Raw genomic sequence first — 23,155 nt, 5'->3', positions numbered from 1 at the left:
CATCAGGCTCCCAGGGTTGCGCCACCATCAACCACAATATCCTGCAGCGTCACATGACTGGCAAGATCCGACGCGAGAAACAGTACAGTGGCCGCAATTTCCTGCGGCTGCGCGATCTTGCCCAGCGGGATACCCAGCTTGAACTGATCCGGGAAGCCGGCAATCATCTCCTGCTCACCCGTCGGTGTGTGCCACAGGCTGCGCTGCATATCGGTGTCGGTAGAACCGGGTGAAACGATGTTGCAGCGCACGCCATAGGGGGCCATCTCCAGACCCACGGTCTGACAGAGACTGCGCAGCGCCGCTTTTGAAGCGCCATAAGCGGACATGCCAATACGCGGGGCATGAGCCGAATTAGACGCGACGGTGACGATGGCACCGGCGCGCTGTTCGCGAAAGCGTGGCAATGTCTGCTGGAACAGATTAAACGCGCCGCCCGCATTGACGTTAAGACACGCCTGCCAGTCGGTAAACGACAGCTCATCGGTGGCACCAATCCGTAAGATACCGGCTGCGTTGACCAGCACATCAATGCGCGGCTGCGCGGCCAATACGCGCTGGCAGATCGTTTTGACCTGCGCCGGATCGGCCACATCCATCGTGTGGCAGGGAAACGGGTAATCATGGCCCTTGAAACGTTGATCAAAAGCCTCGACCTGTGCGCCAGCCTGATGAAAGGCTAACGCAGTATGATAGCCGATGCCCTGGCCGGCACCGGTTACCCAGACGATTTTACCGCTGAAGTCGAATGTGTGGCTCATTTCGCCGGCTCCCGCGCCAGCAGCGCCCACCAGCCATCAATGCTCGGATTTTTCGCCAGGCTGACGAAATCGATATCACGATGTACCTGACGCCAGCGTGCCGCCAGCGCCATCACGCGTACTGAATCCAGACCGTAATCAATCAGGTTTTCATCATCTTCCGGCGCATCATCATCTTCCAGCAGCGGCAGGATCAACGCGCGCAGATCATCTTTGCTGAGTGGCACAGGCATCAGATCGGCGGTCATCACCACTTTTCCGCTACGGCCCGCGGTGTAGGTCAGCGCCATCATATGTTCCTCACGGCTGAAGTCAGCCAGCGCATCGGCCACCATAAACGGCTGAATATTGCGCATAAACGCATCGGTGGCCGTAGTCAGGCAGCCAATATGAGCATAGACGCCGGTGATAATCAGCTGATCGCGGCCCATCTCCTGCAGGATCGACTCCAGCGGCGAGCGGTGAAATGCACTGTAGCGCCATTTGGTCAGGACCTGATCGTCCTCATCAGGTGCCAGCGCATCCACGATCTTCTGCTGATCGGGATGTTTATTCAGTCCCGGTCCCCACATGTCGTTGAGCAGCGCACGATCTTCATCGCTCTGCGCGTTTGGCTGAGCGGTGTAAAACACCGGAATGCCCTGCGCTTTGCAGTAGCGACGCAGCCGGGCAATATTGTCGACTACCTGCTCAACCAGCGGGCTATTTTCGCCCCAGAAGTTGAGAAAATAGCGCTGCATATCGTGGATCAGCAGGGCGGCACGGTCCGGCTCCAGCATCCATTTCACTTTGTTGTTGGGCAACTCGGTGGCGGCTGGCAGCGGATAAGAGGTCAGTTGTGGAATAGCCATTGAAAATCTCCGGACAGATCAGGCTTGCGCTTGTTGATCGGCAAGTTGTTGGCGCAGACGTTTTTTGTCCACCTTTCCGACCGCGGTCAGCGGCAGGGCATCTACGCAGGTAATACGGTCGGGCAGCTTAAATTCTGCGACGCCAAGTTCACGCAGGTGACGACGCAGCACCACCGGTTTAACCGGCTGACGGGTAACGATAAAGGCACAGCTTTTTTCACCCATCAGCTCGTCGCTCATGGAGACCAGCGCAGCGTGGATCACATCCGCATGGCGCTGCAGCAGGTTTTCGATCTCTTCGGCTGCGATCTTTTCGCCGCCCCGGTTGATCTGATCTTTCTCCCGGCCCTGCACGATGATGTTGCCAGAGGGCGTGATCTCAATCAGATCGCCAGAGCAGTAAAAGCCCTGGTCATCGAAGCTGGCGGCGTTATGTTCCGGGCTGTTGTAGTAGCCACGGAAGGTATAAGGACCACGGGTCATCAGTCGACCGATGGAGCCTGCTGGCAATGGGTTACCCTGATCGTCGGCGACCCACACCTCGTCATCCGGGGAGATCGGGCGTCCCTGCGTGGTGAGAATGGTCTGCTCATCGTCATCCAGTCGGGTGTAGTTCACCAGACCTTCCGCCATACCAAATACCTGCTGAAGGGTGCAGCCGATCTCGTTCTGGATGCGCGCGGCCAGCGTTTCGCCCAGCTTTGCGCCACCGACCTGAATGCGTTGCAGCGAGGCCAGCGCGGCATTGCTGCCCCATTCCTGAATCGCCTGCAGCCAGAGACTGGCAGCGGGCGGAACCAGGCCGGTATCGGTGACCTGATGCTTTTCAATCAGCGGGAAGCAGAGCGTTGCGCTGGGATCGGCGGCTAAGATCACCTGTCCGCCCGCGTAAAAAACACCCAGCGCGCCCGGCGAACTCATCGGGAAGTTATGCGCGGCGGGCAGGGCGATCAGGTAGCGGGTGTCGGCGGTAACACCGCAGATAACGTCACTCTCACGGATGCTGTAGTAGTAATCATTATGGGTGCGTGGGATCAGTTTCGGTGTACCGGTACTGCCTCCCGACAGCTGGAAAAAGGCGACTTCATCGCCTGCGGTCGGGGTTGCGATGAAGTTGCCCGCGGATTCAGCCAGCAGGGCGTCGAGGCTGTTTTCCGTCTGAGCGTCATTACGCAGGATCACCTGTTGGAGTGAACGCTGATCGCGGCGAAGTTGCGCAATAAACGCATCATCGGCGAACAGAGCGTGGCTGCGATCGGCAATTAACAGGCTCGGCGAGATCTGACTGGCATAGGCGGCCAGTTCGGTGCGCTGATGGCTGAACAGGGCGTTAACCGGGGCGACGCCGATTTTGAACAGGGCAAACAGCGTCAGGTAAAATTCCGCCACGTTGCCAAGCTGCACCAGCGCCGTATCGCCTGACTTCAGGCCGCGACGCTGCAATGCCGCGGCCAGGTTGTCACTCAGCGCCGCCAGCTGGCGATAGGTAAATTGTCGTTCGCCATCAATCACCGCCACGCTCTCGCTGTCGCGATGACGTTCCAGGATGTCGGTCATCGGCAGATCGAGCCAGTAGCCTTTTTCACGGTAACGTGCGGCCAGATCGTCCGGCCAGCGGCTGTAGGAAATCGTCATACAGGTTCCTTTATTGCAGTCCAAAAGCGCGAAGCATGGTGTCGAGTTTGACGCCGGTTTCACGCCATTCTGATTCAGGTTGTGAGTCCGCTACGATGCCTGCGCCCGCAAACAGCCGCACCCGCGGGCCATTCACCGTACCGCAGCGAATGGTGACGACCCATTCGCCATTGCCCTGATCGTCACACCAGCCGACGATGCCGCCAAACAGCTGACGTTCAAATGGCTCCAGTCGCTGAATCAGCGCCTGAGCACGCTGATGCGGGAAGCCGCTGAGGGCCGGTGTCGGATGCAGCAGACAGGCCAGTGACAGCGCATTTTCGCGATCGTCCAGCACGTCACCCTGAATCTGCGTAGCGAGATGCCACAATGTTGCGGTGGTCAGCAGTGAAGGTGTCTCGGGGACCGACAGCAGGCGGCTGCGCGGCTGCAGCGTCGCACGCATCGCATCCGTGACCAGCTTATGCTCATGACGATCTTTTGCTGAGTGCATCAGGCTGTCGCCAGAGGCCTGGTCATGCTGCGGATCGCGATGACGCGGCGCTGAACCGGCCAGCGGACAGGAGCTGAACTGGCGGCCCTGCTTACGAATCATCAGTTCCGGGCTGGCGCCAACCAGCGCGCCGCCATCGGGCAGCGGCAGATGAAAGTGATAGCTGTTAGGGTTCTGCGCCACGATGCGCTGCATCAGGGCGGCCGTATCAACCGGCTGTTCCGCCACGATATCCATCAGCCGCGACAACACCACTTTATCCAGATCGCCGCGCTGCGTGGTCGCCACTGCCTGCGCAACCATGTCGATGAAAATGTCATGTTCCGGCACCGCCGTGCGGCGACGCACCTGCGGCAGTTCAGCCTCAGCCAGAGAGGCACTGGCGTTGAGGTCGTCACGGTTAAAGGTCTGATACGACTCAGGGATAAACAGCGCAGCGGGCTGATCCACGTCGAAGGGGATTGCACCCACCAGAATGGGATGGGCAATGCCCTGTTTTCTGGCTGAAGCAAAATGGTGCTGTAGTTGCTGCTGAAACTCCCCTGTCAGCTGCTCACCCTGCTTCACCGGCGCGGTAAGGGTAGTAAAACAGCCCTGTGTGGTCAGGCTTTGCCAGGGAGAGGTAAACAGAAAGCCACGGCAGAGTGCCGGGAAATCCTGCAACAAGGGATGTTCAAATGCCAGCGATTCCACCATAATTTCCACCTATAAATGATAAGATAACTAATAATGATTATCATTTGTATTGTGGGCCAGTAACCTACGTTGATTAGCCGAAAGTGTCAATAATTACGCGGCGATTCAGCTGGCATGGCCGGTTAAATCAGCACAAATGGTCTCTCTCTTTTTGCGGGTAAAAGTGGACGAAAATCTATGAGTAAACATGGTGTCACATCGGCGATAGCGCTGTTTTTCCTGAGTATCAGCCTGTTCAGCGTTACCGCTGCTGCCCAGACCGGCTGGCCGCGGACTGTCGCCGGGGCAACAGGCAATATCACGCTGACCCAGGCACCTATGCGTATTGTTTCGACCAGCGTTACCCTGACAGGCTCGCTGCTGGCGATTGATGCGCCGGTCGTCGCCAGTGGCGCAACTGCACCCGGCAGTCGGCTGGCTGATAAGCAGGGATTCTTCCGTCAGTGGGGCGAAGTGGCCAAACAGCGCGGCGTAAAACGTCTCTACATTGGTGAGCCCAGTGCAGAAGCGATTGCTGCTGAAGCGCCAGACCTGATTGTGGTCAGCGCCACCGGGAATGATTCGGCGCTCAAACTTGTCGATCAACTCGCGGCGATTGCGCCGGTGCTGGTGGTGAATTACGACGATAAAAGCTGGCAGCAACTGGTGACGTTGCTGGGCGAGGCGACCGGGCATGAAGCGGAAGCTGCCGCCCGGAAAGCTGAGTTTGATGCGCGAGAAAAGGCTCTGAAAGCGAAGCTGACCCTGCCGCCGCAGCCGGTTTCAGCGATGGTGTGGAACGGGGATGGCCGGGCAGTCAATCTATGGACGGATGCGTCGGCGCAGGGGAAATTACTGCAGCAACTGGGCTTCACTCTGGCGACGCCGCCGGCCACTCTTCAGTCTGGTCACAGCATGGGACAGCGTAAAGATATCCTGCAACTGTCAGGAGAAAATCTGGCGGCAGGCCTTAATGGTCAATCATATCTGCTGTTTGCCGCTGAAGAGCCCACCGCCGCACAGGTGATGAGCAACCCTTTCCTGGCACAGACCCCAGCGGTGCGCGCCAAAGCGGTCTATGCGCTGGGGCTGGATAGCTTCCGGCTCGACTACTACAGCGCCAGCAATTTGCTGACGCGGCTGGAGACGCTGTTCGTGAAATCATGATCCCGTTTCCGCCGGTGCAGGCGGTTGATAGCGACGCAGACGCGCCATCAGCAGCCACATGATGATGCCCAGCACGGTGGCTGCCAGACCAGACAGGCTGGCCGCCTGCTGCGGCAACAGCAGTGAACCCATCGCGCCAATCATCGCTGCACCTATCGCATCGCCGGTGACATTCTGCGCTGTCCAGAGGCTGTTGATCCTGCCGAGCAGCGCATCAGGCGTCAGCGTCTGGATCATCGCGTACTGCACCAGGCTGTTGATGGCACTGAAATAGCCAAAGGCCGCGAGGCAGACCAGACTGGCGCTGAACCACGGCATCAGGCTGAACAGAGCCAGTGCGACGAAAGCAGCAATAGCACTCGCCAGAATCAGGCGGCCCGGCTGTGGTGACTGTGCCAGCCGTCCGCTGGTGAGCGCACCTGTGGCAGCACCCAGCGGAACAGCGGCATACATCAGCCCTAACTCCGTCACGCCGACCTGCCAGTGTGGCGCCAGCGCCGGATAGAGCACGCGCACTGCGCTGGCTAACGTCACCAGCGCGCCGACCAGCGCCGCCATGCCAACAATCGGGCTGGCAAACAGGAATTGCACGCCGCTGGCCAGTGCTTTCAGCGGATGTTCACGCGGCTGCGGCGGTGGCGCAAGCCGCGGCAATCGCAGCAGGGTTAACACCGTCAGCAACGTGCCGAACGCCGCCAGTCCGTAGTTCCACGCCACACCGCCCTGCGCGATGACCAGTCCGGCAATGGCCGGGGAGAGAATCGCGCCAAAGCGCACCGTCAGCATGGTAATCGCACCTGCTTTCATCAGATTTTCACGCCCGACCAGCGCCGGAGTTGCCGCCAGCAGCGCGGTGACGCCTATCGCGCCGAAAAAACCATCCCACAGTCCCAGCACAAAGACGGCGATCACCGACGGCGAAGGGAGCAGGGCATTGATGCATAAGGCGACAAAGCCCAGGCCACAGGTGGATCGGGCAAACAGGATCAGACGTCGGCGCTCATAGCGATCCGCCAGCACGCCGCCAGTCAGCAGGCCGATAAACATGCCGGCACCGGCCAGCGTCACCGCCAGACCCACCAGCAGCGGCGACTGCGTCAGTTGCTGAATCTGAACCGGTACCGCCACCGCCAGCATGCCGAGGGCGACAATGGAGATAAAGCGGGCGATAAAAATGGCGCGAAAGGCGGGGTGGGTTCTCAGCAGGCTGAGATCGATAAAGTGGGAGGGTTTGTTCATAACGTCGCTTTTTTGCACCCATTTTCCTCATCATTGAGTCCGGGAGTCATGGTAACATACAAAAAATCACTAATAACGATAACAAGTATCATTATCATAATGACTCGTGCTGCGATCTCAATGAATCGGTGAAGGTTTAAACGTTATGCGTCAACTTCGTGCAATAGCAGGTTCAGGGATGCTGCTTTTGTTGCTTCTCGCGCTCAGCCTGATGCTGGGCGCCAAATCTATCCCCTTTCATGATGTCACGCAGGCCTTATTCAGCGACTGTAACCGCGTCGATTGTGTCATCGTGCGCGATGCCCGACTGCCGCGCACCCTGGCGGGTCTGCTGGCCGGGATCAGTTTAGGTCTGGCGGGCGCGCTGATGCAGAGCCTGACGCGCAATCCGCTGGCCGATCCCGGCATTCTCGGTATCAACGCCGGTGCGGGCTTTGCGGTGGTGCTGGGCATCGCCCTGTCTGGCGCAGATTCCCCCGCTGACTGGCTTGGCTTTGCCTTTACGGGCGCACTGCTGGCCTCCCTGCTGGTGGCGCTGACCGGCGCGCTGGGCGGTGGCCGCGTTAACCCGGTGCGTCTGACGCTGGCAGGCGTGGCGCTGGGCGCGGTGCTGGAGGGGTTAACCTCTGGTTTATCGCTGCTCAATCCTGACATCTACGATCATCTGCGTTTCTGGCACAGCGGCTCGCTGGATATCCGCAATTTTGCCATTCTGCGCACCACCTTTCCGGCGGTAGTCGCCGGTAGCCTGCTGGCGCTGCTGCTGGCGCGTTCGCTCAACAGCCTGAGTATGGGCGGTGATATGGCGACCGCGCTGGGTACCCGGGTGATGCGTACCCAGTTGGTGGGATTACTGGCTATTGCGCTGCTGAGTGGGGCGGCGACAGCTGCTGTCGGCCCCATCGCTTTTGTCGGCTTAATGACGCCACATCTGTCCCGCTGGCTGCTGGGTAACGATCATCGCTGGATGCTGCCCGGAACCCTTCTTATCACCCCCTGTTTGCTGCTGGCCGCCGATATTCTGGGACGGCTGCTGGTACCGGGTGAACTGCGCGTGTCGATTGTCACGGCCATACTGGGCGCGCCTATGCTGATTGTGCTGGTGCGCCGCAAGTCGGGAAGAGGGCAGCTATGAAACGGGTGATGATTAATGCGCTGATGCTGCTGATGGCCTGCGGGGTGCTGGCCTTTCTGAGCATTACGCGCGGCACCTTACCGCTCTCCGCCAGCCAGTTGTGGGCCCTTATCAACGGCGAGGCGGCGCGCAATATTCAGCTGATTGTGCTGGAGTGGCGACTGCCGCGCGTCATGATGGCGTTGCTGATTGGTGCGGCACTGGGCGTCAGCGGGGCAATTTTTCAGTCGCTGCTGCGCAACCCGCTGGGCAGCCCTGATATTCTGGGTTTCAATACCGGCGCTTACAGCGGCGTGCTGGTGGCGCTGGTGCTGTTCCAGCAAAACATGGAGGGCATGACGCTGGCGGCACTGCTTGGCGGACTGCTCACCGCGGGCGTGGTCTGGCTGTTCAGCTGGCGCAACGGCGTGGAGACCTTTCGTCTGATCATTGTGGGCATCAGCGTGCGGGCGCTGCTGATGGCGCTGAACAGCTGGCTGATTATCAGCGCCTCACTGGAGGCGGCACTGAGCGCCGGGCTCTGGAGCGCCGGTTCACTCAACGGCATTACCTGGGCGAAAACGACGCCGGTGATTACGGTGCTGCTGCTGGCGCTGCTGGCGACAAGCATGCTGGCCCGGCGCATGCGTCTGCTGGAGATGGGTGACGACACTGCCTGCGCGCTGGGCGTACCGGTTGAACGCAGCCGCATTTTGCTGATGCTGACGGGCGTGATCCTCACCGCCGCCTCTACCGCGCTGGTCGGTCCCATCTCCTTTATTGCGCTGCTGGCACCGCAGATTGCTCGTCGGTTGTGTGGCGGTATCAAAGGCGCGCTGCCGCTGGCTGCCTTATGCGGCGCGCTGCTGTTAACCGCCGCGGATTACGCCGCGCAGCACTTTTTCCTGCCTTATCAGCTGCCGGTTGGCGTCATCACGGTTAGCCTGGGCGGACTCTATCTGATTGCTCTACTGGTACGGGAGGCGCGACGCCAATGACAGTGAAAACACGTTTGCAGGGCGACGCGCTGACGCTGGGGTATGACAAAAAAATCGTGGCGGAGAATCTCACCGTCGCGATCCCCGACGGTGAACTGACCGTTATTATTGGCCCCAACGCCTGCGGAAAGTCGACGCTGCTGCGTACCTTAAGCCGTCTGGTCTCGCCCCTGAAAGGCCAGGTGCTGCTGGATGGCAATGCGATTGCTCACTACGCTACCAAAGAGGTGGCGCGTCGGCTGGGGCTGCTACCGCAAAGCTCGAATGCGCCAGCGGGCATCAGCGTCAGCGAACTGGTCGCGCGCGGGCGTTATCCGCACCAGTCGTTGTTTGGTCGCTGGCGACAGGACGATGAGACTGCTGTTCAGCAGGCAATGCAGGCTACCGGCGTGGCAGACTTAGCGCAGCAGCAGGTTGATACGCTCTCTGGCGGCCAGCGGCAGCGGGTGTGGATTGCGATGGTGCTGGCTCAGCAGACGCCACTGTTGCTGCTGGATGAACCGACCACCTGGCTCGACATCGCCCATCAGATTGAGTTGCTGGAATTAATGCAGGATCTCAATCAGCAGCATGGTCGTACGCTGGTGGTGGTGCTGCACGATCTCAATCAGGCGTGCCGCTATGCCAGCCACCTGATTGCGATGCGAGACGGGAAAATCATTGTCGAAGGGAAACCGGCGGAGATCGTCACGCCGGAACTGATAGAAGCGATCTACGGCCTGCGCTGCATCATCATTAACGATCCGGTGGCCGGTACGCCGATGATTGTGCCGCTGGGAAGAGGCTGACCTGCGCTTTCTTCGGGTGGAGAAAGCGCAAAGTCAGAACGGCTCAGGGATTCAGCGACGCCAGGCACTGCTGCAGTCGTGGCCCAATCTGTTCGAACATGCGCGGTGAGATGATCTCGACGTGCGCACAGTCCAGCGGCCAGATAGTCAGCTCGCCGACATAGGGCGCCCAGGCGCGGCGCGCATCCTGACCGGGCTGCTGCGTCTGTTCCGCCAGGAACAGGGTTGCGTGTCCGCTGAAGCGAGCACTGCGCGCTGTTGCCAGCAGGCGCACCGAACTGGCGTAGTTGGCTTCAATGGTAGTAAACAGTGCCTCCATTCCTTCACCGGCCTGCCGCCGCTGCGCAGCGATAAACTGCTCGCGCTCACGATTAACCTCTTCCAGCACCGCCGGATCCAGCACATTTTCGCCGCGCCGTTCATCCCAGTTCTGCGTCTCCGGTGGCCAGGTATCCAGCAGTCCGAGGAAGGCAACGGTTTCACCTTCGGCCTCCAGCCGCGCGGCGATACCCTGCGCCAGCGTGCCGCCCAGCGAGTAGCCCAGGAAATAGTATGGCCCCTGTGGCTGCTGCTGACGCACCGTCGCCAGATGCGCCTCACACACCGCGTCAAGGTGCTGCGCCTGGTTCAGCGGGCTGGTGATGTCGGGTGACTGAATGCCAAGTAGCGACCAGCGTGCATCCAGATAGCGCTGCAACACGCTGAACTGCCAGGCAAAACCGGAGGCGGGATGGAAGCAGAACAGCGTCGGGCCAGTGCCGCGTCGCAAGGGTAATACCGCTTCAAATCCGGCACGAGCCACATCCGCTGGCTCGCTGCAGAGCAGTGCTGCCAGCTTTTCTACCGTGGATGCCACCATGATCTGGCCCACCGACACCGGCTGATTCAGCGTCCGGCGCAGCTGTGCTGCCAGCCGCATTGCCAGCAGGGAGTGGCCGCCCAGCGAGAAGAAATCATCCTGGGCGCTTACCGGTTCGCACTCCAGCAGCCTGGCAAACGCCTGTGCCAGTGTCGTTTCGAGTCCGGGATGCGGCGCGCGACCAGCCAGTGCTGCCTGCGTTTGCGGCAGCGGCAGCGCTTTGCGATCCAGCTTACCGTTGCTGCTGAGCGGTAACGCCGCCAGCTGAACAATCGCCACCGGCACCATATGCGCCGGTAACTGTGAGGCCAGAGTCTGACGTATTGCGTCGGTATCGATCGGGCCATCAGCCACCACATAGCCGACCAGCTGGCGGGCATCGCCCTGCTGATCGCTGCTGCTTCCCAGCACCACCGCATGTGTGACGGCCTGCTCAATGCCAGGTAGCGCAGCCATGGCGTGGTCGATCTCGTTCAGCTCGATACGCTGCCCGCGAATTTTTAGCTGATCGTCGCTGCGGCCCAGATACTCCACCGCACCATCCGGCAGCCAGCGCGCCACATCACCGGTGCGGTACATCCGGGAGCCGTGACCCCACGGATCGGCGACAAACCGGCTGGCAGTGAGGTCGGGACGATCAAGATAGCCATGCGCCAGCTGCACGCCGGTCAGATAGAGATCGCCAGCCACGCCCGGTGGCACCGGCTGCAGACGCGCATCCAGAATCCGTAAGCCGGTGTTCCAGACCGGGAAGCCAATCGGCACGCTGGCCCCTTCGACGGCCGCCAGCTCCGGGCCAAAGGCCGGATAGTAGCTGACATCAACCGCCGCTTCGGTCGGGCCATAAAGATTATGCAAGGGGACCCGGGTCAGTGCCTGCCACTGGCGCGATAGCTCTGCGGGCAGCGCTTCGCCGCTACAGAAAACCCGGCGCAGGGTGGCGCAGCGCGCTATCGCGTCATCTTCCTGCAGCGAAGCGACAAAAGCAGCCAGCATCGACGGGACAAAATGGGTGGTGGTCACGCGGTAGCGGGCAAACAGCTGCTGCAGCGCGTCCGGGTCGCGATGAGCATCGGGCGGTGCCATCACCAGCTGTGCGCCGACGATGAGCGGCCAGAAGAACTCCCATACCGAAACATCAAAACTGCTCGGGGTTTTCTGCAACACCACATCATCGCTGCCGAGCGGATAGCGATCCTGCATCCATAACAGACGGTTGATGATCGCCTCATGACTGACCAGCACCCCTTTTGGCCGGCCGGTCGAGCCGGAGGTATAGATGATGTATGCGCCATCCTGTGGGCATGGGGCCTGCATCAGTACGCTATCAACGGGTGTTAACAGCGCGTCGTAAAACAGTGGCGCGACGGGTGAGAGTGCCGCCAGCCGATCGGCCAGTTCACGGCAGGTGATCAGCGTTTTCGGCGCGGCATCTTCCAGCATCATCTGTAGCCGATCGTCCGGATAGCCGGTATCGAGCGGTAGCCAGGTTGCACCCACGCTGACGATCGCCTGCAGCGCCAGCGATAAAAAGACTGAACGCGGCAGCGCTACGGCGACGATATCACCCTGAGTTACTCCCTGCGCAATCAACTGCTGCCCCAGTGCGGCGACCTGCTGCTGCATCTGTTGATAATTAAGCTGATGCCCCTCATCTGCCAGTGCCGGAGCGCGCGGCGAACGCTGTGCCTGACGAAGCAGCAGGCTACTCAGGGTTTCTGCGGGCAGCATTACTGCGGTCTGGTTGATCGCCGCGAGCTGCTGATGCTCTTCCGGCATCAGCATATCCAGCTCGCCACAGGCACTGGCTGGCCGGACGGCAAGCTGCTGAAGCAGCAGGCCAAAGCGGCTGGCGTGTTGCTTCAGCGTTGTGTCGCTGTAACGCTGTGCATTAGCCAGTAACTCCAGGGTCAGGTCGCCCTGTTCGCTGAGGTAGATAGCAATCTCCAGATCGCGTACCGGTCCTGACGCCAGTTGATGGGTTACGCCTTTGATGCCAGCGAAATCGAGCTGGTAATCAAACATCTTCAGGTTGATTACCGGCCCATAGAGCGGATCGCTGTCACCGGAGCGACCCAGATCGCGCTGCACCTGTTCAGCATCGTAACGCTGATGACGACGCATTTTTTTGACTTCACCCGCCAGACGCCCGGCCAGTGCCGTCAGCGGCTGTGCCGGATCGTAATGCACCGCCATTGGCAGCACGTTAATCACCGGACCGGTGGCGCAAAGCGCGGCCGAGCCGATACGGCGCATAAAGATGAAACCGGCGGCGAACGCATGCTGACCGGTGAGGCGCGCCAGCCATAAGGCCACCAGCGCAAAGGCGGTATCCGCGACGCTGAGGTTGTGCTGCCCGGTGTGCGTCAGCAAAGCCTGAAACGTGTCGCGATCCACGGCAAACGTGTGGCGCAGCAGGTCGGTACTGGCGCTCTGACCGGCCAGCGGCAGAGCGGACAACGAGGCGGGCGCAGGTAACTGCGCCCCTTTCTCCAGCCAGAACTGGCGATCGCGCTGCCAGCCCGAAGATTTCTGATAGCGCTGATATTCATCAACGACGTCGCTGAACGGCACGAACGGGCTTGGCTCCGGCGTGTCGCCGCGCTGCCAGGCGCTGTAGAGATTGGCGATACGGCGGGTCAGGGCGGTGAAACTAAAACCATCAACCACCAGATGATGGTATCGCTGATACCAGTACCAGTGATCCTCATCCAGCCGAAACAGGCTGTGATGGTAGAGCGGCGCGCCGCTCAGCACCCGCAGATCGCCGGTCATATCCTGCTGCATCAGCGCACGTGCTGCGGCCTCCGGATCGGCGGCGTCGCGCAGATCGATCACCTCAGGCTCGCGGAAAGCCTGGGGTTCAGGCCACTGTAGCGGTTCACCCTCCAGCTCGCCAAAGGCCATATTCAGTGTGTCCGCTTCCTGCATGCCAGCAATTATGGCCCGTGATAACAGCGCGCTGTTCAGCGCACCGCGCAGTTCGACAAAATGCGCCACGGCGTAAGCATTGGAATAGGGCGATAGCTGGTCAGCGATCCAGATTCCGGGCTGAGCGGCCACCAGTGGCAGCGTTTTTTGTTCTGTCTGCGGGTTGAGGGTGATCTCAGACATTTTCGCCTCTGTCCTGCGTCATAACCGGACGGATATCGTGCCAGTTTTCATTCAGCCAGCTCAGACAGTCAGCCTGTGGTCCGGGGCCAAACACCGGCTGCCATCCTGCCGGAACCGCACAAAAGGCGGGCCATAGGCTGTACTGCTGCTGATCGTTCTTCAGTACCTGACAATCCTGTTGCGGATCGTCGAAAGGGTTAAGTTGTTGCATGTCGGTCTCCTGTCCGCAGTCACCGGGCGCGCTAACGCCGCTGTCCTGCATATCCGATATCTTTCAGTGGCGCGCAGAAGGCGGGATATAAGCGGGTCAGGGCTATTGCCACATGGCTTTAAGGCCTGCCAGCAGTCCGCCGCGCCAGCACAGCGCATCGTGGCCGCCTTCAACCGGGTGATAGCTGACCTGATGTCCGGCGGCGGTCAGATCGCGCTGAAACTGCTGGTTTGCTGCCAGAATCAACCGTTCGCGTCGTCCCGCTTCCATGTAGAAGCGGCGAGGGGGTGCCTGCAGCAAACCCTGTTGTAACTGCTGTGGCAGCCAGCCATTGGGGTCGCCGCGCGCGGGCCACCAGAACGAACCGGAGAGGCTGATCGCTCCAGCAAAGGTTTCCGGCCAGGTCAGGGTGGCGTAAGCGGCAGAAAGGCCGCCAAAACTCTGTCCCGCTACCAGCGTGCTGTCGGCACGAAACGGCGCCCAGCGCTGAACCTGCGGCAACAGCTCGTGCTGAATCGCCAGCCAGAAGTCAGGGTTACAGGTCAGCTCACGCGTGCGGTGTTCGCGGTCGATGATGTCGATCATGACATAGACCGCAGGGGGCAGTTCGCCCGCCTCTGTCAGTTGCTGAAGCGGGCCGGCAACCGGCATGTTCTGTGCCCAGAACTGACCATCCAGCAGCAGTACCAGCGGACGATCGCCTGCACTGGCGTCTCCGGTAACAGAGATCCAGATCTGACGCTGGTTTCCCAGCCGTTCGCTGCGCCACAAATAGTGTTGCAGCGGAATATCGGCGGCACGGCCTTCATCAACCGCACGCCACACCTGCTGATCCGGCGCGTGTGGCAGGTGCAGTGGCGAGACCCTCATTCCGCGTCCACCCGCCCAGCTTCGCAAAGGATTCAGCGGGTCGCTTTGCGCCTGCGGGAATTTCTGACGCCACCACTGGCGCACTGACTGCATATCGGCCTGCCCGGTAAAAGTCTCTTCCTGACTATCAGGAATCAGGCAGTAGCTGCCGCGCCAGTCAGCGGGCAGGGCGGTTTGCCACCACCAGACATCGGTATCGGGAACAGGCGTTAATGAGGAGGGGACCGCAGAATGATGATGATCGGTTACGCCGGTAATATTGATCCAGACGCGCCGGGTAGCGGAGTGCTGCGTGTCACCCTGGGGATCGCGCCAGAAAAAGGTGACCTGACAGGTTCCCTTTTCGCCAGCTTCAACCAGAGGAATGCCCCGTTGCTGCTGCTGTTGCCACCAGCGTTCACTGCCGGTTTCTTCATTTAACCACGTCATACGCGCCATCTTTCGATCACCCTTGATTAGGGTCATGCATGTTATGAATAATAGTATTGATAATTATTTGCATTTGCAATAGGGTGTTTCCGCCCGACAGGGAGCGCGTGCATCCTCTCTGCCGCACCGGCTTTCAGACTGATGCAAAGCGGTTCTGACACTGGCCCGGCGACAAGGGGAAAACGTTGCAGGCAAGGTTATTACTTTTTTACCGGCACGCCGGCAGTGGCATCCTCGCCGGCACTCCAGGAACAGAAAAATGAAAAAGTTATCCCGGCTTTCGTTAGCCATTATGATTGAACTGGGTTTCACCGCCTCTCTCATTTCTGCCGGTGCCGTGGCTGCCGAAGCCACCCGCGAACCGGCCATCGACAGCAGCACCTCCGATACCCTCCACGACGAGACCATGATGGTGACCGCCGCCGAGCAGACGTTGCAGGCACCTGGCGTGTCGACCATCACCGCCGACGAAATTAAAAAACATCCACCCGCACGCGATGTCGCCGAAATTATCCGCACCATGCCTGGCGTCAATCTGACCGGTAACTCCACCAGCGGCCAGCGCGGAAACAATCGCCAGATCGATATCCGCGGCATGGGGCCGGAAAATACCCTGATTCTGATTGATGGATTGCCGGTGACCAGCCGCAACGCGGTTCGGCTTGGCTGGCGTGGCGAGCGTGATACGCGCGGCGACACCAACTGGGTGCCGCCAGAGATCATTGATCGCATTGAGGTGATCCGCGGTCCGGCAGCAGCCCGTTACGGTAACGGTGCAGCGGGCGGCGTGGTGAACATCATCACTAAAAAAGAGATGGATAATCAGTGGCACGGCTCATGGAGCGCCTATTACAACGTGCCGGAACACAAGGAGGAGGGCGCGACCCGTCGCACCAACTTCAGCCTTGAAGGTCCACTGGGCGATGATGTCAGTTTCCGGCTCTATGGCGGACTGGCAAAAACGCAGGCTGATGCTTACGACATTAATGAAGGGCACGCCGCAGACCGCACCGGCAGTTACGCCGGATCGTACCCGGCGGGCCGTGAAGGCTCGATCAACAAAGATATTCATGGCCTGCTGCGCTGGGCATTTGCGCCGATGCAGACGCTGGAAGTGGGGGCCGGTTACAGTCGTCAGGGCAACCTCTATGCCGGGGACACGCAGAACACCAATACCAACGCCCTGGTGAAAAGCAAATATGGTGACGAGACCAACCGGCTCTATCGGCAGAACTTTTCTGTTAAGTGGACCGGTGCCTGGGATAATGGCATCAGCACCAATACTTACGCGCAATATGAGAATACCCGCAACGCGCGTCTGAATGAGGGGCTGGCGGGCGGCACCGAAGGCATCTTCGCCAACAGCAACTTCAATACCATCCAGCTGGATGATGTGTTGTTGCACAGTGAGGTCAGCGTGCCGTTTGAATGGCTGGTGAACCAGACCGCGACTTTCGGGACGGAATGGAATCAGCAACGGATGAAGGATCCTTCATCGACGACGCAGGCCGCCAGCTACGGGTCGATTCCCGGTATCGCTACGACCGGCCGCACACCCTATTCACAGGCGGAGATCTTCTCGCTGTTTGCTGAAGACAATATTGAGCTGACCGACAGCACCATGCTGACGCCGGGCCTGCGCTTCGATCACCATTCGATTGTCGGCGATAACTGGAGCCCGTCGCTCAACCTGTCACAGGGATTAGGCGATGAGTTCACCCTGAAAATGGGCATTGCGCGCGCCTACAAAGCCCCGAGCCTCTATCAGACCAACCCGAACTATCTGCTCTACAGCAACGGTCAGGGCTGCGCCGCCAGTGCCGGTGCCTGTTATCTGATGGGTAATGACGATCTGAAAGCGGAAAACAGCATCAATAAAGAGATTGGGGTCGAATGGAAGCGCGACGGCTACCAGGCGGGCCTGACCTGGTTCCGCAACGACTACCGTAACAAGATCGAGGCTGGCACGGCGCCAACCGGCACCGCATCTAACGGCAAAACCGACATCTACAAATGGGAAAATGTGCCAAAAGCGGTCGTCGAGGGGCTGGAAGGCACGGTCAATGTCCCATTCTCCGACAGCGTGACGTGGAACAATAACTTCACTTACATGCTGCAGAGTAAGAATAAAGAGACTGGCGATCGTCTGTCGATTATTCCGGAATATACGCTCAATTCGACGCTGAGCTGGCAGGCGATGCAGGACCTCTCCCTGCAAACGACGCTGACCTGGTACGGTAAACAAGTACCGAAGAAATATGACTATAAAGGTAACGCCGTCACCGGTAGCGCCACCGATCAGGTGAGCCCCTATTCGGTTGTAGGCATGAGCGGCACCTATGACGTTAATAAATATGCCAGCGTCACCGTGGGTATCGACAACCTGTTCGACAGGCGTCATTTCCGTCAGGGCAACGCGCAGACCACCGGCAATGCCACCACCGGAGCGTGGCTCTATGGCGCAGGGGCCAATACCTTTAACGAGTCGGGCCGCACTTATTATATGAGCGTGAACACCCGCTTCTGATGGACAGGCAATAAAAAGCGCAGCGGTTGATCTGACCGCTGCGCTTTTTTTATGACTGAATAATCAGTTGTTCTGATTGATATCGCGGTAGAGACGGCTCTCAAATCGCACCAGCGGAATACGGCGGGTACGCTGATCTTCCGGCGGGACCGCATAACCGGAAAGGAACTGAACGAATGCCACCCGCGCGCCACTGGAAGTAGTAATAAAGCCCGCCAGGTTATAGACGCCCTGCAGTGAACCGGTTTTCGCCGAGACTTTGCCATCCAGCCCCGCCTCATGCAGCCCGCCGCGATACTGCAGCGTGCCGTCGTAACCTGCCAGCGGCAGCATCGAAATATAATCCAGCGTATTGTCATTCTTCGCAATAAACTGCAAAACCTGCATCATGGTTTGCGGCGAAATCAGGTCATGGCGGGAGAGACCGGAACCATCCACCTGAATGCTATTACCCATGTCGACATTGGCTTTGGCTTTCAGGATGCGGCGAACGGCATCCTGTCCGGCGCGGAACGTGCCGGGCACATTGAAGTAGTGATGACCAATGGTGCGAAACACCGTGTCGGCAATCATGTTGTCTGACTTCTTCAGCATGGTGTGCAGCAGCGTATGCAGCGGCGCGGACTGGGTCGATGCCAGCACCGTACCCGGTTCGGTGACCTGTGTCTGTCTTACCAGATGCCCGCTGTAGTCAATCTCAGACGACCGCAGTTCTGCCTTGAGTATTTCGCCAGCCCAGGCCGCGCCATCCTGCACCGCAAATGCCAGCGGCAGCGGTTCCGCGCGCTGGCGCATACAACCCGTCAGGGTGTAACGGTTCAGCTCGCCCGGCACCACATCCAGCTCGCAATATTGCCCTTCGCCGCTGTTGCGGCCAATGGTACGCACCTGGCTGTACATATGCGCCGGATAATAGGAGGCGATGCGCACAAAGGCATTTTCACCCGGCGTATTAGCACTGTAGAGCGACACCGAGAAGCAGTTTTTATCAACGATTGCCGCACCCGGCGGGGCGCTGAAGCACTGAGTCATATCATTCCACGGCCAGCCCGGCGCCATGTCGTGACTGGCAAAAACGGAGGTGTCGATAACCAGATTGCCTTTGATATGGTTAATGCCCTGCTTCTTTATCGCCGCCACCATGTTGCGCAGATCCTGCCGGCTTAAGGTGGGATCACCGCCGAAACGTGCGACTAAATCGCCGTTCAGTGTGCCATCGATAATGGCGCCGCGAGTCTCAAAAGTGGTCTGAAAACGGAAGTCGCCACCCAGCTCCAGCAATGCTGCCAGCGCCGTTACCACTTTCATGGTACTGGCGGGCAGGGCCATCTGTTTTCCGTGATAATCAATAATCGGGGTTGATGCGCCTACTTTCTGCACCATCAGCGCCAGATTGGCACCGTCTGGCAGGTACTGCATGTATTCATCAACTGGCGCTGCGTGTGCCTGCAGCATAAATGCGCAGCTTAATCCGGTAACAAGTCGTGAAAATCGCATAATCTCGCGGTAACTGGCAGGTGAGGGCGTCAATACTACGTCGCTGGACGGTGCAAAGTAAACGATGACCCGCAGGGAACTCTGGGGTAAAATACGTATCAAATTGCAAAACTCTTTTCTGGCCTGGAAGCATCTCCGGGTCAGGATTTTTTTATTTGCAAAACGGGCTAATGCGCCGCAGAACGCTTTTTTCTGCAGTCACCGGTCAGGATGACATCGTTAAACAGGAAAGATGGCGAGGAGCTTAAATGAATCAGATTCCGATGACGTTAAGAGGCGCTGAAAGATTGCGCGAAGAGCTGAACGAGCTGAAAACCGTGAAGCGCCCGCGCATTATCGCCTCTATCGCTGACGCACGCGAACATGGCGATTTAAAAGAGAACGCGGAATATCACGCTGCACGTGAAGAGCAGGGTTTTTGCGAAGGTCGTATTCAGGAGATTGAAGCCAAACTCTCCAATGCGCAGGTTATCGACGTCACTCAGATGCCGAAAACCGGACGCGTGATTTTCGGTGCAACCGTTACCGTGCTGAACGTCGAAACCGACGAAGAAGCGACGTATCGCATTGTGGGCGATGACGAAGCGGACTTTAAGCAAAATCTGATTTCGGTCAATTCGCCGATGGCGCGTGGCCTGGTGGGTAAAGAGGCCGATGACGTGGCTATCGTTAAAACCCCGGGCGGCGACGTTGAGTATGAAATCCTGAAGGTGGAATACCTTTAAGATGTTGCTACGCTTTGAAAAGCGTTAAAGCACAATGTAAAGAAAGGAAAAAGGCCGCATTGCGGCCTTTTATCTGAGGTAAGAGCATGTCACTTTCTTTGCCCACTTAGCGTGGCAGAGAAATTTTGCTCTCTTTAGAGGGGCGATACAGCACCAGCGTTTTGCCGATCACCTGTACGTTGCTGGCACCGGTCTCACGCACGATAGCCTCAACGATCAGCTGTTTCGTTTCACGATCTTCTGAGGCAATTTTTACCTTGATCAGTTCGTGATGCGACAGAGCCTGCTCGATTTCGGCCAGCACGCCTTCAGTCAGGCCATTGCCACCCAGCATAACCACTGGCTTGAGCGGATGGGCGAGGCCCTTGAGGTGCTGTTTTTGTTTGGTACTTAGATTCATCGTAGTTTTTTACTTACTCAGGGATTGAAAACGGTTCATTCTACCGCCATCTCGGGTATATCACCAAATCGACGCAACCCATTGCGTGCAGGTTTATCGCTACGATGACGATTTAGTTGGAAATATTATGACGGGTAAAAAGCGTTCGGCCAGCTCCGGCCGCTGGCTTCAGGAACACTTTAGCGATAAATATGTGCTCCAGGCGCATAAAAAAGGGTTGCGCTCGCGCGCCTGGTTTAAACTTGATGAAATACAACAGGGTGACAAGCTGTTCAAACCCGGCATGACCGTGGTAGATCTGGGAGCTGCCCCCGGTGGCTGGTCGCAATATGTGGTACAGCAAATTGGGAACAAAGGGCGAGTCATTGCCTGTGATATCCTGCCAATGGATCCGATAGTCGGTGTCGATTTCCTTCAGGGCGATTTTCGTGAAGAATCGGTAGTCAATGCGCTGCTTGAACGCGTTGGCGATCAAAAAGTTCAGGTTGTCATGTCCGATATGGCGCCGAATATGAGTGGTACACCTGCCGTAGATATTCCCCGGTCGATGTATTTAGTCGAGCTGGCGCTGGAGATGTGTCGGGATATCCTGGCACCTGGCGGCAGTTTTGTAGTGAAAGTGTTTCAGGGAGATGGCTTCGATGAATACCTGCGGGAAATTCGCTCCCTGTTTACGAAAGTGAAAATTCGTAAGCCGGACGCTTCACGTTCACGTTCACGTGAAGTGTATATTGTGGCGACTGGGCGCAAACTATAACCAAATTGCTGGAGAAGTCCGCAGTTTTGCTGCGATTCCATGTATGCGGGATCTATAGTACCCTACGCTATCTGTTAACACCGTTGTAATATGAGGTTAATCCCTTGAGTGACATGGCGAAAAACCTGATTCTCTGGTTAGTCATCGCGGTCGTGCTGATGTCAGTATTCCAGAGCTTTGGGCCCAGCGAGTCGAATGGCCGTCGGGTTGATTATTCAACCTTCCTGTCGGAAGTGAACCAGGATCAGGTCCGCGAGGCACGTATTAACGGGCGTGAAATTAACGTCGTTAAAAAAGACAGCAATAAATACACGACCTACATTCCTGTCAACGATCCCAAGTTGCTCGATAACCTCTTGACCAAAAACGTCAAAGTGGTTGGCGAACCGCCGGAAGAACCAAGCCTGCTGGCTTCAATCTTCATTTCGTGGTTCCCGATGTTGCTGCTGATCGGTGTGTGGATCTTCTTTATGCGTCAGATGCAGGGCGGCGGCGGTAAGGGCGCGATGTCCTTCGGCAAGAGCAAAGCCCGCATGTTGACGGAAGACCAGATTAAAACCACTTTCGCCGACGTAGCCGGTTGTGACGAAGCGAAAGATGAAGTTGCTGAGCTGGTGGAATATCTGCGTGAGCCGAGCCGTTTCCAGAAGCTGGGCGGTAAGATTCCAAAAGGCGTTCTGATGGTGGGGCCACCGGGTACCGGTAAAACCTTGCTGGCAAAAGCGATTGCAGGTGAAGCGAAGGTGCCTTTCTTTACCATCTCCGGTTCTGACTTTGTGGAAATGTTTGTCGGTGTCGGTGCATCCCGTGTGCGTGACATGTTCGAACAGGCCAAAAAAGCGGCTCCGTGCATCATCTTTATCGATGAGATCGACGCCGTCGGTCGTCAGCGTGGCGCCGGTTTAGGCGGTGGACATGACGAACGTGAGCAGACGCTGAACCAGATGCTGGTTGAGATGGATGGTTTCGAAGGTAACGAAGGTATTATCGTTATCGCCGCAACTAACCGTCCTGACGTACTGGACCCTGCGCTGCTGCGTCCAGGCCGCTTTGACCGCCAGGTTGTAGTTGGCCTGCCAGATGTTCGCGGTCGTGAGCAGATCCTGAAAGTGCATATGCGTCGTGTGCCACTGGCTACAGATATTGATGCAGCAATCATTGCACGTGGTACGCCAGGCTTCTCAGGTGCCGATCTGGCCAACCTTGTTAACGAAGCAGCGCTGTTCGCGGCCCGTTCAAACAAGCGTGTGGTTTCGATGGTAGAGTTCGAGAAAGCGAAAGACAAAATCATGATGGGTGCGGAACGTCGCTCCATGGTGATGACGGAATCGCAGAAAGAGTCAACTGCCTACCACGAAGCAGGCCACGCCATTATTGGTCGCCTGGTGCCAGAGCATGACCCGGTTCATAAAGTAACGATTATCCCGCGCGGTCGCGCACTGGGTGTGACCTTCTTCCTGCCTGAAGGCGACGCGATCAGCGCCAGCCGTCAGAAACTGGAAAGCCAGATCTCAACGCTTTACGGCGGTCGTCTGGCAGAAGAGATCATCTACGGTGCAGAACGTGTTTCTACCGGTGCGTCCAACGATATTAAAGTTGCGACCAATCTGGCGCGTAACATGGTGACGCAGTGGGGCTTCTCTGAAAAACTGGGTCCGTTGCTCTATGCAGAAGAAGAGGGTGAAGTGTTCCTCGGACGTTCTGTCGCGAAAGCGAAACATATGTCTGATGAAACGGCCCGCATCATCGACCAGGAAGTTAAGCACCTGATCGACAGCAACTACCAGCGTGCTCGTCAGATTCTGGGTGAGAACATGGACATCCTTCACGCGATGAAAGACGCGCTGATGAAGTATGAAACCATCGATGCACCGCAGATCGATGACCTGATGGCGCGCCGCGAAGTGCGTCCGCCAGCGGGCTGGGAAGATCCAGGCAGCAACTCAGACAGCAACGGTACGCCAAAGGCGCCACGTCCGGTTGATGAACCGCGTACGCCAAACCCAGGCAATACCATGTCAGAGCAGTACAACAAATAAGACGCA

At 58.3% G+C, this 23,155-nt stretch carries 18 protein-coding genes; 8 read left to right on the top strand and 10 right to left on the bottom strand.

The window, feature by feature from the left end; all coding sequences use genetic code 11:
• Nucleotides 1-2: 2 nt before the first annotated feature.
• Genes dhbA through ACR8BN_RS17100 form a run of 4 tightly spaced genes read right to left on the bottom strand, consistent with a single transcriptional unit; the run spans nt 3 to nt 4,436 of the window.
• Nucleotides 3-761, bottom strand: coding sequence for a 2,3-dihydro-2,3-dihydroxybenzoate dehydrogenase (gene dhbA, locus ACR8BN_RS17115; RefSeq protein ID WP_069025734.1), 759 nt, complete (start codon nt 759-761; stop codon nt 3-5).
• Nucleotides 758-1,612, bottom strand: coding sequence for an isochorismatase family protein (locus ACR8BN_RS17110; protein WP_069025735.1), 855 nt, complete (start codon nt 1,610-1,612; stop codon nt 758-760). Before ACR8BN_RS17110 ends, dhbA begins: the two co-directional genes overlap by 4 nt.
• 18 nt (nt 1,613-1,630) lie before the next feature.
• Nucleotides 1,631-3,247 carry a (2,3-dihydroxybenzoyl)adenylate synthase gene (locus ACR8BN_RS17105; RefSeq protein WP_083070327.1) on the bottom strand — a complete coding sequence of 539 codons (1,617 nt, stop codon included), beginning with the start codon at nt 3,245-3,247 and terminating at the stop codon, nt 1,631-1,633.
• A gap of 10 nt (nt 3,248-3,257) precedes the next feature.
• A complete protein-coding gene (locus ACR8BN_RS17100) occupies nt 3,258-4,436 on the bottom strand; it encodes an isochorismate synthase (protein ID WP_434747164.1) in 1,179 nt (392 codons plus the stop codon).
• A 177-nt stretch (nt 4,437-4,613) separates the two neighbouring features.
• Between ACR8BN_RS17100 and fepB the strand changes: the two genes are divergently transcribed.
• Complete coding sequence (gene fepB, locus ACR8BN_RS17095; protein WP_434747163.1) at nt 4,614-5,582, top strand: Fe2+-enterobactin ABC transporter substrate-binding protein; 969 nt, start codon at nt 4,614-4,616, stop codon at nt 5,580-5,582.
• On the opposite strand, the gene entS is transcribed toward fepB, so the two are convergent.
• Nucleotides 5,577-6,821 carry an enterobactin transporter EntS gene (entS, locus tag ACR8BN_RS17090; protein WP_115764077.1) on the bottom strand — a complete coding sequence of 415 codons (1,245 nt, stop codon included), beginning with the start codon at nt 6,819-6,821 and terminating at the stop codon, nt 5,577-5,579. The two genes, fepB and entS, sit on opposite strands and share 6 nt — an antisense overlap.
• Nucleotides 6,822-6,966: 145 nt before the next feature.
• Here entS and fepD point away from each other — a divergent pair, with 145 nt between their 5' ends.
• From fepD to ACR8BN_RS17075, 3 genes are read left to right on the top strand one after another with little or no spacing between them, the layout of a single operon-like run.
• Nucleotides 6,967-7,956: a Fe(3+)-siderophore ABC transporter permease gene (gene fepD, locus ACR8BN_RS17085; protein ID WP_083070323.1), complete on the top strand. Its 990-nt coding sequence runs from the start codon at nt 6,967-6,969 to the stop codon at nt 7,954-7,956.
• Nucleotides 7,953-8,933, top strand: coding sequence for an iron-enterobactin ABC transporter permease (gene fepG, locus ACR8BN_RS17080; RefSeq protein WP_434747162.1), 981 nt, complete (start codon nt 7,953-7,955; stop codon nt 8,931-8,933). Before fepD ends, fepG begins: the two co-directional genes overlap by 4 nt.
• Nucleotides 8,930-9,721, top strand: a complete 792-nt coding sequence (locus tag ACR8BN_RS17075; RefSeq protein ID WP_434747161.1) for an ATP-binding cassette domain-containing protein — start codon at nt 8,930-8,932, stop codon at nt 9,719-9,721. The genes fepG and ACR8BN_RS17075 overlap by 4 nt, the downstream gene beginning before the upstream one ends.
• Before the next feature lie 43 nt (nt 9,722-9,764).
• Here ACR8BN_RS17075 and ACR8BN_RS17070 read toward each other — a convergent pair whose 3' ends face one another.
• From ACR8BN_RS17070 to fes, 3 genes are all read right to left on the bottom strand, one after another.
• Complete coding sequence (locus tag ACR8BN_RS17070; RefSeq protein ID WP_434747160.1) at nt 9,765-13,694, bottom strand: enterobactin synthase subunit F; 3,930 nt, start codon at nt 13,692-13,694, stop codon at nt 9,765-9,767.
• A complete protein-coding gene (locus tag ACR8BN_RS17065) occupies nt 13,687-13,905 on the bottom strand; it encodes an MbtH family protein (protein WP_029519500.1) in 219 nt (72 codons plus the stop codon). The genes ACR8BN_RS17070 and ACR8BN_RS17065 overlap by 8 nt, the downstream gene beginning before the upstream one ends.
• A 102-nt stretch (nt 13,906-14,007) precedes the next feature.
• Nucleotides 14,008-15,213, bottom strand: a complete 1,206-nt coding sequence (fes, locus tag ACR8BN_RS17060; RefSeq protein ID WP_434747159.1) for an enterochelin esterase — start codon at nt 15,211-15,213, stop codon at nt 14,008-14,010.
• Nucleotides 15,214-15,463: 250 nt separating this feature from the next.
• On the opposite strand from fes, the gene ACR8BN_RS17055 reads away from it, so the two are divergent.
• On the top strand, nt 15,464-17,731 hold the full coding sequence (locus ACR8BN_RS17055) for a TonB-dependent siderophore receptor (protein ID WP_434747158.1): 2,268 nt from the start codon (nt 15,464-15,466) through the stop codon (nt 17,729-17,731).
• A 63-nt stretch (nt 17,732-17,794) separates the two neighbouring features.
• On the opposite strand, the gene dacB is transcribed toward ACR8BN_RS17055, so the two are convergent.
• Nucleotides 17,795-19,228, bottom strand: a complete 1,434-nt coding sequence (gene dacB / locus ACR8BN_RS17050) for a serine-type D-Ala-D-Ala carboxypeptidase (RefSeq protein ID WP_010251813.1) — start codon at nt 19,226-19,228, stop codon at nt 17,795-17,797.
• 248 nt (nt 19,229-19,476) lie between these two features.
• Between dacB and greA the strand changes: the two genes are divergently transcribed.
• Nucleotides 19,477-19,953: a transcription elongation factor GreA gene (gene greA, locus ACR8BN_RS17045; protein WP_010251811.1), complete on the top strand. Its 477-nt coding sequence runs from the start codon at nt 19,477-19,479 to the stop codon at nt 19,951-19,953.
• Between the two features lie 106 nt (nt 19,954-20,059).
• On the opposite strand, the gene yhbY is transcribed toward greA, so the two are convergent.
• Nucleotides 20,060-20,353, bottom strand: coding sequence for a ribosome assembly RNA-binding protein YhbY (yhbY, locus tag ACR8BN_RS17040; RefSeq protein WP_010251809.1), 294 nt, complete (start codon nt 20,351-20,353; stop codon nt 20,060-20,062).
• A gap of 127 nt (nt 20,354-20,480) precedes the next feature.
• On the opposite strand from yhbY, the gene rlmE reads away from it, so the two are divergent.
• Both rlmE and ftsH read left to right on the top strand, forming a co-directional pair.
• Nucleotides 20,481-21,110 carry a 23S rRNA (uridine(2552)-2'-O)-methyltransferase RlmE gene (gene rlmE, locus ACR8BN_RS17035; protein WP_010251807.1) on the top strand — a complete coding sequence of 210 codons (630 nt, stop codon included), beginning with the start codon at nt 20,481-20,483 and terminating at the stop codon, nt 21,108-21,110.
• A 113-nt stretch (nt 21,111-21,223) separates the two neighbouring features.
• Nucleotides 21,224-23,149 (top strand): ATP-dependent zinc metalloprotease FtsH, encoded by a 1,926-nt coding sequence (ftsH, locus tag ACR8BN_RS17030; protein WP_031592034.1) that lies wholly within the window; start codon nt 21,224-21,226, stop codon nt 23,147-23,149.
• The last annotated feature ends 6 nt before the right edge of the window (nt 23,150-23,155 follow it).

This window comes from Pantoea sp. Lu_F5_004, from assembly GCF_051136245.1.
GTDB classification, from domain to species: Bacteria; Pseudomonadota; Gammaproteobacteria; order Enterobacterales; family Enterobacteriaceae; genus Pantoea; species Pantoea agglomerans.
Note: the sequence above shows the minus strand (reverse complement) of the source record. Positions and strands in the feature narration are given on the sequence as shown.